Annotated in this window: 19 protein-coding genes and 1 pseudogene; 2 read left to right on the forward strand and 18 right to left on the reverse strand. The window is 67.8% G+C overall.

All coding sequences use genetic code 11. The annotated features are described in order from the left end of the window. Positions 1–11 precede the first annotated feature (11 nt). Complete coding sequence (gene rho, locus WME95_RS43350; RefSeq protein ID WP_012240541.1) at positions 12–1,259, reverse strand: transcription termination factor Rho; 1,248 nt, start codon at positions 1,257–1,259, stop codon at positions 12–14. 419 nt (positions 1,260–1,678) lie between these two features. Between rho and yccX the strand changes: the two genes are divergently transcribed. Continuing rightward, a complete protein-coding gene (gene yccX / locus WME95_RS43355) occupies positions 1,679–1,957 on the forward strand; it encodes an acylphosphatase (protein ID WP_012240542.1) in 279 nt (92 codons plus the stop codon). A gap of 5 nt (positions 1,958–1,962) precedes the next feature. Then, positions 1,963–4,053: a hypothetical protein gene (locus tag WME95_RS43360; protein WP_437905106.1), complete on the forward strand. Its 2,091-nt coding sequence runs from the start codon at positions 1,963–1,965 to the stop codon at positions 4,051–4,053. Positions 4,054–4,199: 146 nt separating this feature from the next. On the opposite strand, the gene rplQ is transcribed toward WME95_RS43360, so the two are convergent. The 17 genes and pseudogenes from rplQ to rplE all read right to left on the reverse strand — a co-directional run bounded on the left by rplQ (position 4,200) and on the right by rplE (position 13,695). Next, positions 4,200–4,718 (reverse strand): 50S ribosomal protein L17, encoded by a 519-nt coding sequence (rplQ, locus tag WME95_RS43365; protein WP_437546521.1) that lies wholly within the window; start codon positions 4,716–4,718, stop codon positions 4,200–4,202. A gap of 20 nt (positions 4,719–4,738) precedes the next feature. Next, positions 4,739–5,779, reverse strand: coding sequence for a DNA-directed RNA polymerase subunit alpha (locus WME95_RS43370; RefSeq protein ID WP_437546523.1), 1,041 nt, complete (start codon positions 5,777–5,779; stop codon positions 4,739–4,741). Between the two features lie 208 nt (positions 5,780–5,987). After that, entirely contained in the window at positions 5,988–6,617 is a 630-nt protein-coding gene (rpsD, locus tag WME95_RS43375; RefSeq protein ID WP_437546525.1) for a 30S ribosomal protein S4, read from the reverse strand. An 11-nt stretch (positions 6,618–6,628) separates the two neighbouring features. Then, a complete protein-coding gene (gene rpsK, locus WME95_RS43380; protein WP_012240547.1) occupies positions 6,629–7,039 on the reverse strand; it encodes a 30S ribosomal protein S11 in 411 nt (136 codons plus the stop codon). A 20-nt stretch (positions 7,040–7,059) separates the two neighbouring features. Continuing rightward, the gene (gene rpsM / locus WME95_RS43385) at positions 7,060–7,440 is read right to left on the reverse strand and encodes a 30S ribosomal protein S13 (RefSeq protein WP_012240548.1); all 381 of its coding nucleotides are present in this window, start codon (positions 7,438–7,440) and stop codon (positions 7,060–7,062) included. Positions 7,441–7,483: 43 nt separating this feature from the next. Further along, the gene (gene rpmJ / locus WME95_RS43390) at positions 7,484–7,600 is read right to left on the reverse strand and encodes a 50S ribosomal protein L36 (protein ID WP_012240549.1); all 117 of its coding nucleotides are present in this window, start codon (positions 7,598–7,600) and stop codon (positions 7,484–7,486) included. A gap of 31 nt (positions 7,601–7,631) precedes the next feature. Then, positions 7,632–7,883 carry a translation initiation factor IF-1 gene (gene infA / locus WME95_RS43395; RefSeq protein ID WP_012240550.1) on the reverse strand — a complete coding sequence of 84 codons (252 nt, stop codon included), beginning with the start codon at positions 7,881–7,883 and terminating at the stop codon, positions 7,632–7,634. Continuing rightward, the gene (locus WME95_RS43400; RefSeq protein WP_437546528.1) at positions 7,880–8,527 is read right to left on the reverse strand and encodes an adenylate kinase; all 648 of its coding nucleotides are present in this window, start codon (positions 8,525–8,527) and stop codon (positions 7,880–7,882) included. The genes infA and WME95_RS43400 overlap by 4 nt, the downstream gene beginning before the upstream one ends. Before the next feature lie 10 nt (positions 8,528–8,537). After that, a complete protein-coding gene (gene secY / locus WME95_RS43405) occupies positions 8,538–9,866 on the reverse strand; it encodes a preprotein translocase subunit SecY (protein WP_437546530.1) in 1,329 nt (442 codons plus the stop codon). 44 nt (positions 9,867–9,910) lie between these two features. Continuing rightward, on the reverse strand, positions 9,911–10,402 hold the full coding sequence (gene rplO, locus WME95_RS43410; protein ID WP_437546532.1) for a 50S ribosomal protein L15: 492 nt from the start codon (positions 10,400–10,402) through the stop codon (positions 9,911–9,913). Between the two features lie 50 nt (positions 10,403–10,452). Continuing rightward, positions 10,453–10,656, reverse strand: coding sequence for a 50S ribosomal protein L30 (gene rpmD, locus WME95_RS43415; RefSeq protein WP_437295775.1), 204 nt, complete (start codon positions 10,654–10,656; stop codon positions 10,453–10,455). Positions 10,657–10,790: 134 nt separating this feature from the next. Then, positions 10,791–11,270: pseudogene (rpsE, locus tag WME95_RS43420) on the reverse strand (30S ribosomal protein S5); the annotation flags it as partial. A gap of 79 nt (positions 11,271–11,349) precedes the next feature. Further along, on the reverse strand, positions 11,350–11,709 hold the full coding sequence (gene rplR / locus WME95_RS43425) for a 50S ribosomal protein L18 (protein ID WP_012240556.1): 360 nt from the start codon (positions 11,707–11,709) through the stop codon (positions 11,350–11,352). Positions 11,710–11,756: 47 nt separating this feature from the next. Then, complete coding sequence (rplF, locus tag WME95_RS43430; protein ID WP_437277607.1) at positions 11,757–12,374, reverse strand: 50S ribosomal protein L6; 618 nt, start codon at positions 12,372–12,374, stop codon at positions 11,757–11,759. Further along, positions 12,374–12,769, reverse strand: coding sequence for a 30S ribosomal protein S8 (gene rpsH, locus WME95_RS43435; protein WP_012240558.1), 396 nt, complete (start codon positions 12,767–12,769; stop codon positions 12,374–12,376). Before rpsH ends, rplF begins: the two co-directional genes overlap by 1 nt. 4 nt (positions 12,770–12,773) lie before the next feature. Beyond that, entirely contained in the window at positions 12,774–12,959 is a 186-nt protein-coding gene (locus WME95_RS43440) for a type Z 30S ribosomal protein S14 (RefSeq protein WP_012240559.1), read from the reverse strand. Between the two features lie 10 nt (positions 12,960–12,969). After that, complete coding sequence (gene rplE, locus WME95_RS43445) at positions 12,970–13,695, reverse strand: 50S ribosomal protein L5 (protein WP_437546534.1); 726 nt, start codon at positions 13,693–13,695, stop codon at positions 12,970–12,972. Between the last annotated feature and the right edge of the window lies 1 nt (position 13,696).

Raw genomic sequence — 13,696 nt, forward strand, 5'->3', positions numbered from 1 at the left:
AGGACGCGCCGTTACTGGTTCATGCTCTCGAGGAATTCCTGATTGGTCTCGGTGCGGCTCACCTTGTCCAGGAGGAATTCCATCGAGTCGATGACGTTGAGGGGGTGCAGCAGCTGGCGGAGCAGCCACACGCGCTGGAGGATCCACTCCGGGAGCAGCAGCTCTTCCTTGCGGGTCGCGCTCTTGTTGATGTCGAGGCAGGGGAAGATCCGCTTCTCCATCAGCTTGCGATCCAGGTGGATCTCGCTGTTACCCGTGCCCTTGAACTCCTCGAAGATGACCTCGTCCATGCGCGAGCCCGTGTCGACGAGCGCGGTGGCGACGATCGTCAGCGAGCCGCCCTCCTCGACGTTGCGCGCGGCGCCGAAGAACCGCTTCGGCTTGTGCAGCGCGTTCGAGTCGACGCCGCCGGAGAGGATCTTGCCGCTCGGCGGGACGACCGTGTTGTAGGCGCGCGCCAGGCGGGTGATCGAGTCCAGCAAGATCACGACGTCGTGCTTGTGCTCGACGAGGCGCTTCGCCTTCTCGATCACCATCTCGGCGACCTGCACGTGGCGCGTCGGGGGCTCGTCGAAGGTCGAGCTGATCACCTCGCCCTTCACGGTGCGCTGCATGTCGGTCACCTCCTCCGGGCGCTCGTCGATGAGCAGCACGATCAGCGTCGTGTCCGGGTGGTTCGCGGAGATCGCGTTGGCGATCTGCTGGAGCAGCACCGTCTTGCCCGCGCGGGGCGGCGAGACGATGAGGCAGCGCTGCCCCTTCCCGATGGGGCAGAGCATGTCGATGATGCGGGTCGAGAAGCTCTTCGTCCCGTTCTCGATGTTGAACTTCTGCTGCGGGTAGAGGGGCGTGAGGTTGTCGAACAGGATCTTGTCGCGCGCGACCTCGGGGGGCTCGCCGTTGATCTTGTCGACCTTGAGCAGCGCGAAGTACGCCTCGCGCTCCTTCGGCGGCCGGATGGAGCCGCTCACGCTGTCGCCGGTGCGGAGGTTGAAGCGCCGGATCTGGGACGGCGAGACGTAGATGTCGTCCGGACCCGGCAGGTAGTTGTAGTCCGGCGCCCGGAGGAAGCCGAAGCCGTCGGGCAGGCATTCGAGCACGCCCTCGCCGTAGACCGGCTGGTCCTGCGCCGCGTGGGCCTGCAGGAGAGCGAAGATGACCTCCTGCTTGCGCAGCCCGGCAGCGCCCTCGATGTTGAGCCCCTTCGCCATCTGGACGAGCTCGGCCATCGGTTTCTGCTTCAGTTCCCTGAGGTGCATGAGTCGGAAAGCTCCAGGATGCGACGGCGCGTGCCCTGTCAAGGGCGTGGAGGCCGCCGGTCGTTGGTTTTTGTTTGGGGGGGTCTAGCGGGTCGGACCCGAGGCGGGGCCGAGCATGTCGTCGATGTCGGCGGGTCGCCAGAGGGAAGAGGGCTCGCCTCGCAACCGGCGCCCCTCACGTTCATGTCGCTCGATCGGCGGGCTGTGCTTGCCGATCGGGCGGCGACTCTATCAAGCGCGTCTGCTCTGTCAATGCGCGGCGGGGGGCACGGACGACGCGCGCGCGTCGTGGGGCGCGGCACGGACACAGGTCGCCCGCGCCGTCCGTACGAAGAACGGCGCGGGCGAACTGCCCGTGGCTCCCAGGTGCTGCCTGAAGTTGCCTCCCCCGGAACGCGCGGCTAAGTCAAGCTGGTTCCATGGGGCTCAAACAGGTTCAGCTGTTCGTCCGCGGTCGCGTCCAGGGCGTCTTCTTTCGTGCCTCCACGCAGCGCGAGGCCAAGCGGCTCGGCCTCACCGGCTGGGTGAAAAACCGCTCCGACGGCAGCGTCGAGGTCCTCGCCGAGGGGGAGGAGGACGAGCTGAAGGAGCTCATCGCCTGGGCGAACCGCGGCCCGAGCGCCGCGCGGGTCGAGCGCGTCGACGTCCGGTGGCGGGGCTTCTCCGGCGATTTCTTCGACTTTCGCATCACGGATTGAGGCGCTTGGCACGCCACACGTCGGATCCGAGAGACGCAGGCGCGCGATCGGCGCGGCGACGCACGCCGGCGTGCGCGTGGCTCGTCCTGATCGGCCTGCTCGCAGCGGCGCCGCTCGCGACGCCTCCGGCGCGCGCCGCCGGCGAGCGCGACGCGGGCACTTCCGCGCCGGCCTCCTCCGCGCTCCCTGAGCTCCCGCGCCTCGCCCCGATCGCCCGCCCGGAGCCTGATATCGCCGCGGTCCGCGAGCTCGACCGGATACTCGACCAGATCACGTCGGAGGACGCGCGCTCGCGGGAGAACGCCCGCGCGGCCCTCGATGAGCCGATCCCTGGCATCGTCGATGCGGTGCGGCTGCGCGTTCAGGACATCCGCGGCTCGCTCGACCGGAACGCGGCGCCTCGCGTGCTCGCGGACGCGCGCAGAGAAGGCCGCAAGGCGATGAAGGGGGAGGACGAGCGCGACGGCAACAAGAAGAAAACTGCAGACGCGAAGGCCGACAAGGGCGCGAAGAAGGGCGCTGGCGACGCGAAGCAGAGCGCCGGTGACGCGAAGAAGAGCGCCGGTGACGCGAAGAAGGACGCCAAGGCCGAGCAGGGCGCAAAGAAGGACGCCAAGGCCGAGCAGGGCGCAAAGAAGGACGCCAAGGCCGAGCAGGGCGCAAAGAAGGACGCCAAGGCCGACCAGAGCGCCAAGAAGGGCGCTGACGACGAGAAGGACGAGGGGGACTGGCTGGATTTCATGCTGGCCGCGGCGCGGCCGCGGGACAGCGCGTGGCGCGATGTCGTCAAGCTGCTCGCGATGGAGCGGATGCTCGCCGCTGCAGGCACGACGCCTGCGGTCCGCGAGCTCATCGCGCTGCACGCCTATTTCGGCGAGCTGCTCCGCATCGATCTCCAGCGGCAGGTGGCCAAGCTGCGCGACAAGGCGGTCCCCGCGCTGATCGAGGCGCGCCAGCACGACGCAAAGATCGTCCAGCGGTGGGCCAACAAGCAGCTCGACCTGCTCGGCCGGGCGATCCCCGGCGAGGCGATCGCGTCGAATGACACGCAGATCTTGGCCGACGTCCTCCGCGCCTACGGCCGCGTCCGGGACGTGGACGCCGTGCGCGTGATCCTGAGCTTCTGCAACAGCGACCGCGCGCGGCTGCGCGACGCCGCGCGGGAGGCGATCTCCGCGATCGGCGAGCCCGGCATCTGGCAGCTCCGCGACGCCTACCTGGACCTCACCGGCGCGAAGCCGCCGCGCGAGTGGTCGTGGGACCGTGTCGCGCGCGAGCTCTTCGGGACGTACGATCGCGCGCGCCTCGCGGAGGTGTACAAGCTGATGGACGAGGGCGTCGCCGCGGCGAGCGCGGGCACGCCCGCCGAGGCGACCGACGCGTTCGACAAGGTGCTCGCCCGCGCGCCGCTCTTCGAGCGCCGCAAGGAGATGGTGGACGCCTACGTGGAGCGGGCGCGATCGCTGTCTGCCGACCGGCGCGACGACGCGCTCGCCATGCTCCGCAAGGCGCTGCGCCTCGACGCGCCAGGCGAGCGCGCGAAGAAGATCGAAGCGGAGATCGCCTACCTCGAAGGCGCGCTCCTCATCGAGCGCGGCACGCCGGACAAGTTCGTGCTGGAGCGTGCGATCGAGCTCGATCCATCCCACGCCGGCGCGAGGGCGGCGCTCGCCTCCCTCGGGGACAAGGTCGCGGAGCGGAAGAGCCAGACGAACCGTCACATCGCCGCGGGAGCGGTAGGTCTCGCCGCGGTGCTCTCGATGTTCTTCATCGCCCGGCGACGGAGCGCGCCGTCGCCCGCTCGAGCGCAAGCCGGCACCGTTCCTCCGCCCCCGCCGGCGTCTCCTGCCTCGGCGCCGCCCCGTCCGCAGCCGACCGCATCACCTGCCTCGGCGCCGCCCCCTCCGCAGCCGACCGCATCATCTGCCTCGGCGCCTCCAAGGCAGGACAGCGCCGTTCCTCCGCAGCCCCAGATGTCTCCAGAGCCGGCCCCGGCTGCCGCCTCGAAGGCGGACCCCGACCTGCCAGCACAGCCTGTCGAGGAGGCGGAGCCGCGGAGCGATGACGCCCCTGCAGCCGGCCCGCCCGACCGCTGAGCCGTCGCGCGCACCAGGCCCACGCAGCGGCCGGCCCCTGAGCGCCGGCCGGGCTCACAACGCAGAAACGCCGGGCGAGCTGAGCGCTCTCCCGGCGTTCTGTCTGCTGTTGTGCCAGCGCCACGCGGCGCCGGCCTGGTTCCGGCTCAGCCGGCGGTCGTCGCCGGGGTGGCCGGCTCCGCCGCGGCGACCGGCTCGGCGGCCTGCGCAGGCGCGTCCGCGACCGGCGGCGCGTCGATGAACTCGATGAGGCTCATCTGCGCGCAGTCACCGCGGCGCGGACCGAGCTTGATGATCCGCGTGTAGCCGCCCGGCCGCCCCTCGAAGCGCTTCGAGAGATCGATCATCACCTTCGCGATGATGTCGACCTTCTTGCCGTCGGTCGCGACCCCCCAGCGAGGGATGTAGCTGCCAACGAGCCGCTCGGCGTGGAGCCGGCGCGCTCTGTCGCCGGGGGTGAGCTCCCCGTGCGCGGTGTACGCGACCTTGCCGAGCCGCGTCGCCTTGGTGATGAGCCGCTCGGCCACGCGCCGCAGCTCCTTCGCCTTGGCGTCGGTCGTCTCGATCCGCTCGTGGGTGATCAGGTTCGCCGTCAGGTTGCGAAGCATCGCCCTGCGGCTGGAGGTATCCCGACCAAACTGCCTGCCCGCTTTCTTGTGACGCATGACGTTCCCTCAGTACCGACTCACGCCTGCGCCTGCTGCGCCTTCCAGCGCTCGAGGAGCTGCGGCCAGTTGTCGATCTTCATCCCGAGCGAGAGCCCCATGTTCGCGAGGATCTCTTTGATTTCCTTCAGCGACTTGCGACCGAAGTTCTTGGTCTTGAGCATGTCCTGCTCGGTCCGCTGCACGAGCTCGCCGATGAGCGTGATGTTCGCGTTCTGCAAGCAGTTCGCGGAGCGGACGCTCAGCTCGAGCTCCTCGACGGAGCGGAACAGGTTCTCGTTGAGCGGCTCGTCGTCGCTCATCACCGCCTGGTAGCTCGTCTCCTCGCTCTCCTCGAAGTTGACCCAGATGGAGAGCTGCTCCTTGAGGATCTTCGCGGCGAAGGCGACCGCGTCCGCCGGCGAGACGGACCCGTTGGTCCAGACCTCGAGCGTGAGCTTGTCGTAATCGGTCACCTGCCCGACGCGGGCGTTCTGCACGGTGTAGTTCACCTTGCGGATCGGCGAGAACAGCGCGTCGATCGGGATCGTCCCGATCGGCATGGTCGGCGTCTTGTTGCGCTCGGCGGGCACGTAGCCGCGGCCCACGTTGACCGTGAGCTCCATCGAGAGCGGGCCCTTCTTGTCGAGCACGGCGATGAGGTGGTCGGGGTTGAGCACCGACAGGCCCTCGACCAGCTGGATGTCGCGCGCGTACACGGGCCCGGGCCCCTCGCGATCGATCCGCACCGAGTAGGTCTTCGGGGTGGCCGCCTTGAAGACGACCTCCTTCACGTTGAGGATGATGTCGCTGACGTCCTCGACCACGTCCGGCACGGTGGTGAACTCGTGCAGCGCGCCCTCGATGCGGATGGCCGTCGCGGCCGCCCCCTGGAGGGAGGAGAGCAGCACGCGGCGCAGCGAGTTGCCGATCGTGATCCCGAAGCCGCGCTCCAGGGGCTCACACGTGAACTTGGCGTAGAACTGGGTCCCGCTGTCCGCGTCGATCGAGATGCCCTTGGGCCGGATCAGATCGCGCCAGTTACGGGCGATCATCGTGAGGTTCGGGTTGTTCATCGTCATGGCGATCTCCTTCCTTCATGAGGTTTGCGCGGAGGTCTCACGCCGCGGCCGCACTCGACCGGTCGGCGCCGCCTCCTGCCCGCATCCTAGGCTCCATGCCCCCGCGCGCGAGCGCGGGACGGCGGCGCCGAGGGGAGCCCGCAGCGAGCGAGCGCACCCTGCAAGGTACGCTCGCGACGCCGCCCTCCTCCGCGCCGCCCTCGCGCGATCAGCGCGAGTAGTACTCGACGACCAGCTGCTCGCGGATCTCCGGCTCGTTGAGATCCTCGCGGATCGGCGCGCCCTTGACCGCACCGGTGAACGCCGCGCGATCCACGTCGATCCAGCTCGCGACCGGCCGCTTGTCCGCGCCGCCGATCGAAGCGAGGACGCTCTTGAACTTGCGCGCCCCCTCGGTGAGCTCGACCCGGTCACCCGCCCGCACGACGTAGCTCGGGATGTCGAGCCGCTTGCCGTTCACGTTCACGTGCCCGTGCCGGACGAGCTGGCGCGCCTCGGCGCGGGACGAGCCGAAGCCCATCCGGTGCACCACGTTGTCGAGCCGCCGCTCCAGCAGCCCGAGCATCTCCTCGCCCGTCCGGCCCTTGCGCCGGTTGGCCTCCTGGAAATACCCGCTGAACTGCCGCTCGAGCACGCCGTAGATGCGACGCACCTTTTGCTTCTCGCGCAGGCGCACCGCGTACTCGCTCAGCTTGATGCGCCCCTGGCCGTGCTGGCCCGGGGGATACGGGCGCCGCGTGTACGCGCACTTCTCGGAGTAGCACCGCTCGCCCTTGAGGTAGAGCTTCATCCCCTCGCGGCGGCAGAGCTTGCAGACCGGACCAATGTAGCGAGCCATCGTGAATTACCTCAAACCCTGCGCCGCTTGGGCGGCCGGCAACCGTTGTGGGGGATCGGCGTGACGTCGCGGATCAGCGTCACCTTGAAGCCAGCGGTCTGGAGCGCACGGAGCGCGCTCTCGCGCCCGGCCCCCGGCCCCTTCACGAACACGGCGACCGAACGCATCCCGTGCTCCTGCGCCCGGCGCGCCGCCTCTTCCGCCGCGAGCTGCGCGGCGAACGGCGTCGACTTGCGCGATCCCTTGAAGCCGCGAGCGCCAGCGGACGACCACGCAATCGCGTTGCCGTTGATGTCCGTGATCGTCACGACCGTGTTGTTGAAGGTCGACTGAATGTGCGCGATACCCGCGGAGACATTCTTCTTGACCTTCTTCTTCTGCTTGGCCTTCGTGGTAGTGGCAGCCGTCTTCGCTTGCGCCATGGCGTCCTAATCCCCGCTCGTCACTTGGTCGCGGCAGGACGCCGCTGCAACATGCCCTTGCGCGGTCCCTTCCGGGTGCGCGCGTTCGTATGCGTCCTCTGCCCGTTCGCCGGGAGCCCGCGCCGGTGGCGGAGCCCTCGGTAGCAGCCGAGGTCCATGAGCCGCTTGATGTTGAGCTGCACCTCGCGCCGCAGGTCGCCCTCGACCTTGTACTCGGCGTCCAGGAGGTCGCGGATCGCCTTCACCTCAGCGTCGCTGAGCTCCTCGACCCGCTTGTTCTGCGGAATGTTGGTCTTCTCGCAGATTTGCAAGGCGAGGGTCCGCCCGATGCCGAACAGGTACGGCAGGGCGTAGGCGACATGCTTCCGACGCGGGAGATCGACACCAGCGATACGAGCCATGGTTACTCCAAACCGAAACGAGGGCGGGCTTCCGCCGAAAGAGCTAGTTCCCCTGGCGCTGCTTGTGGCGGGGGTTCTCGCAGATGATCCGAACGACACCACGCCGCCGGACCACCTTGCACTTGTCGCAGATCTTCTTGACGCTCGGGCGCACCTTCACGGGGAGCCTCCAGATTCCTCAAAAAACTACGTTACTTATGCCGGTACGTGATCCGGCCTCGGCTCGGGTCATACGGCGAGACCTCGACGGTCACGCGGTCGCCCGGCAGGATCTTGATGTAGTACTGCCGCATCCGGCCGCTGATGGTCGCGAGGACGCCGAGGCCGTTGTCCGCCTTCACGCGAAACATGGCGTTCGGCAGGGCCTCTTGAACCACGCCGTCGAACTCGAGCTTGTCGCCCTTCGGTTCCTTCGGCGGTCTGGTCTGATTCTTACGCCTCATTCTCCACCCGAGCCCGGCCGGCCAATGGCCGACAGCACCCTGTGCGTAACTTCTTCAGGCTTCCCGACTCCATCGACGCGATGCAGCAGCTTCTTCTGCTCGTAGAACGGAAGAAGCGCGGCCGTCATCGCCTCGTAGGCGTCGAGACGCTTTGCAACAGCCTCGGGCCGATCATCGGCCCGATGCTCTAGCTCCGCACCGGGGGGCGGCGGATTATAGACGAGATGATATATCTGTCCACTGCGTTTGTCAGTTCGGCGATGGATCAGCCGTTCCTCGAGCAGGGGACGCGCCACGTCCAGCTGGATCACCGCATCAATCCGCTTGCCGCCCTGGTTGGCGCTGGCGAGCAGCTCGTCGAGCGCGTCCGCCTGAGGCACGGTCCTGGGAAATCCGTCCAGCAGGAAGCCGGCGTCGCAGTCGGGCTCGACCGTCCTGCGCGCGATGAGGCCGATAACGGCCTCATCCGGAAGGAGTCCGCCAGAGTCCATGATGTCCAGATAGCGCTTCTCCAAGGTCCCCGACCGCTTTGCCTCGCGCAGCATGTCGCCGGTCGAGATTTGCGGGATGCCGAAGCGTGCGCACAGCAGCTTCGCCTGCGTACCCTTCCCAGCTCCAGGAGGCCCCACCAGAACCAAGATCATTTGCCCTCCATCACGCTTCCGGGAGCCTGCGGCCCCGGATGCGGGTGGCACCGGGGCCCGTCAGCCCCTCATAGCTCCGCGTGATCAGGTGCGCCTCCAGCTGGTTCACGGTGTCGAGCGCGACGCCGACGACGATCATGAGCGACGTGCCTCCGAAGCCGAAGGGGACACGCAGCAGGTTGCCGACGATCGAGGGCACCACACACACCGCGGCGACATAGAGCGCGCCGCCCACGGTGATCCGCTGGATCACGCGGTGAATGTAGTCCGCCGTCTGCTTGCCTGGCCTGATCCCGGGGATATTTGCCTGTTGCTTCTTCAGGTTCTCCGCCACGTCCACCGGCTGGAACGTGACGTTCGTGTAGAAGAAGCAGAAGAAGATGATGAGCAGCGCGTAGCCGGTGTTGAAGACCCAGTCCCCCCGGTTGATGATCGCCTGAATCTGCTCGGCCCCGGGGACGTTCATGTTCGCGAGCGTCTGCGGGAACATCAGCAGCGACGACGCGAAGATGGGGGGGATGGTCCCGGACGTGTTCACCTTCAGCGGCAGGTGCGCCGTCTGCCCGCCGTAGACACGGCGACCGACCTGGCGCCGCGAGTACACGATCGGGATCTGACGCCTGCCGTTCTCGAAGAACGCGATGACGGCGATGACGAACACGATGAACGCGACGATCGCGGCCATCGTCAGGGGCTGGAGATCGCCGGCGTTCTGGGCGAAGTAGTTGCCGACCTCCTCCGGGATGCGCGTGACGATGCTCGCGAAGATCAGGAGCGAGACGCCGTTCGAGACGCCGCGCTCCGTGATCTGCTCGCCGATCCACATCAGGAACGCGGTCCCGGTCGTCAGCGTGATGACCGTCATCAGCTGAAAGCCGATGCCGGGGTGGTTCACGATCCCGGCCCCGGTCTCGCTGCTCGACAGGCCCTCGAGCATCTTCGCGATCGAGAAGGCCTGGAACAGCGAGAGCGCGACCGTGCCGTACCGCGTGTACTGATCGATCCGCCGGCGACCCTGCTCGCCCTCTTTCCGCAGCTCGTCGATGGGCTTGTAGACCATGCCCATGAGCTGCATGATGATCGAGGCCGAGATGTACGGCATGATCCCGAGCGCGAAGATCGACAGGTTCTCCAGCGCGCCGCCCGAGAACATGTTGAAGAAGCTCAGGAGCCCGCCGGACTGCTTCGCGACGTACTGCCGCATCGCGTTCCGGTCGACGCCGGGCGTCGTCACGAAGACGCCGACCCGGTAGACCGCGAGCATCACCAGGGTGAAGATCACGCGTCGCCGGAGCTCGGGGATCTTGTGGAAGTTGGTGATTCCCGCGAGGCTGGCCATAGGCGATCCTGGACTCCGGCTTGGTGGGTGCGCGTGCGCGCTGACTACGAGGACGAGGAGTCCGTCGAGCTGCCCTGGGGTGCAGGCGCCGCGAGCACGACCGCCTTGCCCCCCGCCTTCTCGATCTTCTCGACCGCTCCCTTGGAGAAGCGGTGCGCCGTCACCGTGAGCTTCTTCGTGAGCTCACCGTCGCCGAGGATCTTCAGCACGTCGAACCGCCCCTGCACGAGGCGGCGCTCGTGGAGCGCGATCAGATCGACCTGGGCGCCATTGTCGAACGCCTCGAGGTCGCCGACGTTGACGTTGACGACGATGTCCGCGAGCGGGTTGCGGAAGCCACGCTTCGGGAGGCGACGCTGGATCGGCGTCTGCCCGCCCTGAAAGTGCTTCTTGTTGATGTTGCCGCCGGCCCGCGCCTTCTGCCCTTTTTGTCCGCGGCCAGACGTCTTGCCGACGCCCGACCCCACGCCACGGCCAACGCGGAGCCTCTTGGTTACGGCGCCCTCAGGGGCTTGGAGCTTAGAAAGAATGTCCATGTTTCACACTTCCGTACGCGGCGACTCCGCTGGAATGACGATCTCGCTTCTCAGGCCTTCGACGAGGTCGCTCCGTCGGCGACCTCCTCGACCTCGACGAGGTGGAGGACCTTCTTCACCATGCCACGGAACGAGGGCGTGTTCGCGACAACCACCACGGACCCCGGCCCACGCAGGCCGAGCCCCTTGATGATCTTGCGGGTGTGCTCGACCTGGCCGATGTTGCTGGCCTTCTGACGTACCCGGAGCTTCACTGCGAGCCTCCTTCACCGCCGCCGCTCGGTGCGCCACCGCTGCCGCCCGGCTTCCCGGGGGGCGGCGCCACGCTCGCGCGCCGTCGACCCGCGGTGTTCGTGCTACCGCGGCGCTGGTAGTCGAGCGAGTCGAGCTGCATCGACCGCTTCCCGGCGACGCTCTCCGGGCTCTTCAGCCCACGGAGCGCCGCGACGGTCGCGTGCACGACGTTGTGCGGGTTGCTCGTGCCGAGCGACTTCGACAGCACGTCGTGGATCCCCGCCGACTCGACGACGGCGCGCACCGCGCCGCCGGCGATGACGCCCGTCCCAGGGCTGGCCGGCTTCAGCAGGACCTTGCCCGCCCCGACGTGGCCGAACGAGTCGTGCGGGATGGTCACGCCGTCCAGGGGAATGCGGAACAGGTTCTTGCGAGCCTGATCGTTCCCCTTGCGGATGGCCTCCGGCACCTCGTTCGCCTTGCCCAGGCCGATGCCCACGTGCCCCGCTTCGTCGCCCACCACGACCAGCGCCGAGAAGCTGAAGCGCCGGCCGCCCTTGACGACCTTGGCGACGCGGTTGATGTGGATGACTCGCTCTTTCAGCTTCTCTTCGTCGACATGATCGAACGCCATAACCGTCCTCTATCACGTTCTCCGCCGCGGCAGTTGACCGCGCCCGCCGCCCTCACCATCAGGGCAGCGGCTGTGGGAGTCAGAAATCGAGACCTGCCTCGCGCGCCGCCTGGGCGAGGGCGCTGACGCGCCCATGATACAGATAGCCGTTGCGGTCGAAGACGACCTTGTCGATCTGCCTCTCCTTGCAGATCCTCGCGATCAGAGCCCCGACCTTCTTCGCCGCCTCGACCTTGTTGTCCTCGTCGAGGGAGCCCTTGAGGTCCTTCGACAGCGTCGAAGCGTGGGCGAGGGTCTTGCCGCTCACGTCGTCGATGACCTGCGCGTAAATGTGCTTCGAGCTGCGGAAGACGCTGAGGCGCGGGCGCTCCGGCGTCCCCTCGACCTTCTTGCGGATACGGAGCTTCCGGCGCTCCCGACCGACGATTTTCATGCCCATGACCGTCTCGTCCCTCGGTGCAGCGGCGTACACGCCGCCGCTCGCCTTTACTTCTTGCCGCCCTTGCCGGCCTTGCCAGCCTTCTCCCGCACGCGCTCGCCGCGGTAACGGACGCCCTTGCCGCCGTACGGCTCCGGCGGCCTGAAGCCACGGATCGTCGCGGCCGTCTGCCCGATGAGCTCCTTGTCCGCGCCCGTCAGGACCAGGACGGTGCCCTTCGAGTCCGCCGGGATCGTCGCCGTGAGCCCCGTGGGCACCGGGAACGTCACCGGGTGGGAGAAGCCGAGGGCGAAGTTCAGCGTCGTGCCCTTGAGCTCGACGCGATAGCCGGTCCCCTTGAGCTCGAGCGTCCGCTCGTAGCCCTCGGCGACGCCCTTCACCATCGCGGCCACGAGCGCCCGCGTGAGGCCCTGGAGGCGCGACCCGTCGCGCCCCGGCGCCACCGAGCTCACGTGCAGCTTGCTGCCCTCGAGCTTGATGTCCACCTTGTCGGTGATCGCGCGGGAGAGCTGGCCCTTCGGGCCCTTGACGTCGATCTTCCGGCCGTTGACGGTCGCGGTGACCCCCTTCGGCAGGTCGATCGGGCGCTTGCCAACGCGCGACGTCTTCGGAGCGAGCCGGCTGTCACCGTTCGCGGGCTGGGCTGCGTTCGCCTGAGCTTCCATCACCACACCTCGCAGATCAGCTCGCCACCCATCTTGAGGCGGCGCGCATCCCTGTCGCTCATGAGCCCGCGGGACGTGCTCAGGATCGAGATCCCGAGCCCGCTGAACACGCGCGGGATCCTGTCGTGACGCACGTACACGCGGCGCCCGGGGCGGGAGACGCGGCGCACGCCGTCGATCGCGCTCTGTCGATCGCGCCCGTACTTCAGCACGATCGTGAGCTTCTTGGGACCCTCGCCCTCGGTCTCGCGCACGTCGGCGATGAAGCCCTCGGACTTGAGGATCTCCGCGACCGCGGCCTTGATGCGGCTCGCGGGGACCTCGGTCCGGTCGTGCCGCGCGAGCGCCGCGTTGCGAATGCGGGTCAGCATGTCGGCGATGGGATCGGTCATCATAGAATCACCAGCTGGCCTTGATCACACCAGGGAGCTCACCACGGAGCGCGAACAACCGAAGGCAGACGCGGCAGAGCTCGAAGTCGCGGTAGTAAGCGCGCGCGCGCCCGCACACCTTGCAACGGTTCTTGTGCCGCGTAGAAAACTTCGGCGGACGGTTCAGCTTCGCAAACTCTTTTGCACGGGCCATCGAAAATCCCTCAATGCCGGAACGGGATGCCAAGCTCGGTCAGGAGCGCGCGTCCTTCTTCGTCCGTCTTCGCCGTGGTCACGAACGAGATGTTGAGCCCCTTCACGACATCGATCTTGTCGTAGTCGATCTCGGGGAAGATGATCTGCTCGCGCAGGCCCATCGTGAAGTTACCCTTGCCGTCGAACCCCTTCGGGCTCACGCCCTTGAAGTCGCGAACACGCGGGAGAGAGAACGCGATCAGGCGATCCACGAACTCCCACATCCGCTCGGCACGCAGGGTCACCATCACCCCGATGGGCAGGTTCTCGCGCAGCTTGAAGGTCGCGATCGACTTCCGGGCCCGGGTCACCACCGGCTTCTGGCCGGAGATCGCCCGCATGTCCTCGACGGCGGAGTCGATGATCTTCGGGTTCTGCACCGCGGCGCCGAGCCCCATGTTGATGACCACCTTCTGCAGGCGGGGCACCATCATCGGGTTCTTGTAGCCGAACTTCTTCGCAAGCGCGGCCGTCACGCTCTTCCTGTAGTGCGTGCGGAGCCGCGGCGCGTAGTTCGGGTCGCGCGGGCGCTCCTCGGTCGGCCCGGAGGCCTCTGCCTCGGCGCCCTTGGCCTTCGCGCCCTTGGCTTCCTTGCTCTTGGCGGGCGCCTGCGGCTTGGCCTGCTGCGACTTGGGCTTGTCCTTGCCCTTGCCGGCGTCCTTGGCCGCCTTGTCCTTGTCCTTCTTGTCCGCCATG

The organism is Sorangium sp. So ce327 (assembly GCF_051530205.1).
Lineage (GTDB): Bacteria > Myxococcota_A > Polyangia > Polyangiales > Polyangiaceae > Sorangium > Sorangium cellulosum_B.

Excerpts from the sequence above, each read along its gene's own strand:
- infA (WP_012240550.1), bottom strand. The coding sequence starts at position 7,883 with ATGAGGCGTAAGAATCAGACCAGACCGCCGAAGGAACCGAAGGGCGAC.
- WME95_RS43400 (WP_437546528.1), bottom strand. The coding sequence starts at position 8,527 with ATGATCTTGGTTCTGGTGGGGCCTCCTGGAGCTGGGAAGGGTACGCAG.
- rpsK (WP_012240547.1), bottom strand. The coding sequence starts at position 7,039 with ATGGCGCAAGCGAAGACGGCTGCCACTACCACGAAGGCCAAGCAGAAG.
- rplO (WP_437546532.1), bottom strand. The coding sequence starts at position 10,402 with ATGGACATTCTTTCTAAGCTCCAAGCCCCTGAGGGCGCCGTAACCAAG.
- rpsM (WP_012240548.1), bottom strand. The coding sequence starts at position 7,440 with ATGGCTCGTATCGCTGGTGTCGATCTCCCGCGTCGGAAGCATGTCGCC.
- rplR (WP_012240556.1), bottom strand. The coding sequence starts at position 11,709 with ATGGGCATGAAAATCGTCGGTCGGGAGCGCCGGAAGCTCCGTATCCGC.
- rho (WP_012240541.1), bottom strand. The coding sequence starts at position 1,259 with ATGCACCTCAGGGAACTGAAGCAGAAACCGATGGCCGAGCTCGTCCAG.
- rplQ (WP_437546521.1), bottom strand. The coding sequence starts at position 4,718 with ATGCGTCACAAGAAAGCGGGCAGGCAGTTTGGTCGGGATACCTCCAGC.
- WME95_RS43370 (WP_437546523.1), bottom strand. The coding sequence starts at position 5,779 with ATGACGATGAACAACCCGAACCTCACGATGATCGCCCGTAACTGGCGC.
- rpsH (WP_012240558.1), bottom strand. The coding sequence starts at position 12,769 with ATGATGACCGATCCCATCGCCGACATGCTGACCCGCATTCGCAACGCG.
- rpsD (WP_437546525.1), bottom strand. The coding sequence starts at position 6,617 with ATGGCTCGCTACATTGGTCCGGTCTGCAAGCTCTGCCGCCGCGAGGGG.
- rplF (WP_437277607.1), bottom strand. The coding sequence starts at position 12,374 with ATGGAAGCTCAGGCGAACGCAGCCCAGCCCGCGAACGGTGACAGCCGG.
- yccX (WP_012240542.1), top strand. The coding sequence starts at position 1,679 with ATGGGGCTCAAACAGGTTCAGCTGTTCGTCCGCGGTCGCGTCCAGGGC.
- WME95_RS43440 (WP_012240559.1), bottom strand. The coding sequence starts at position 12,959 with ATGGCCCGTGCAAAAGAGTTTGCGAAGCTGAACCGTCCGCCGAAGTTT.
- secY (WP_437546530.1), bottom strand. The coding sequence starts at position 9,866 with ATGGCCAGCCTCGCGGGAATCACCAACTTCCACAAGATCCCCGAGCTC.
- rplE (WP_437546534.1), bottom strand. The coding sequence starts at position 13,695 with ATGGCGGACAAGAAGGACAAGGACAAGGCGGCCAAGGACGCCGGCAAG.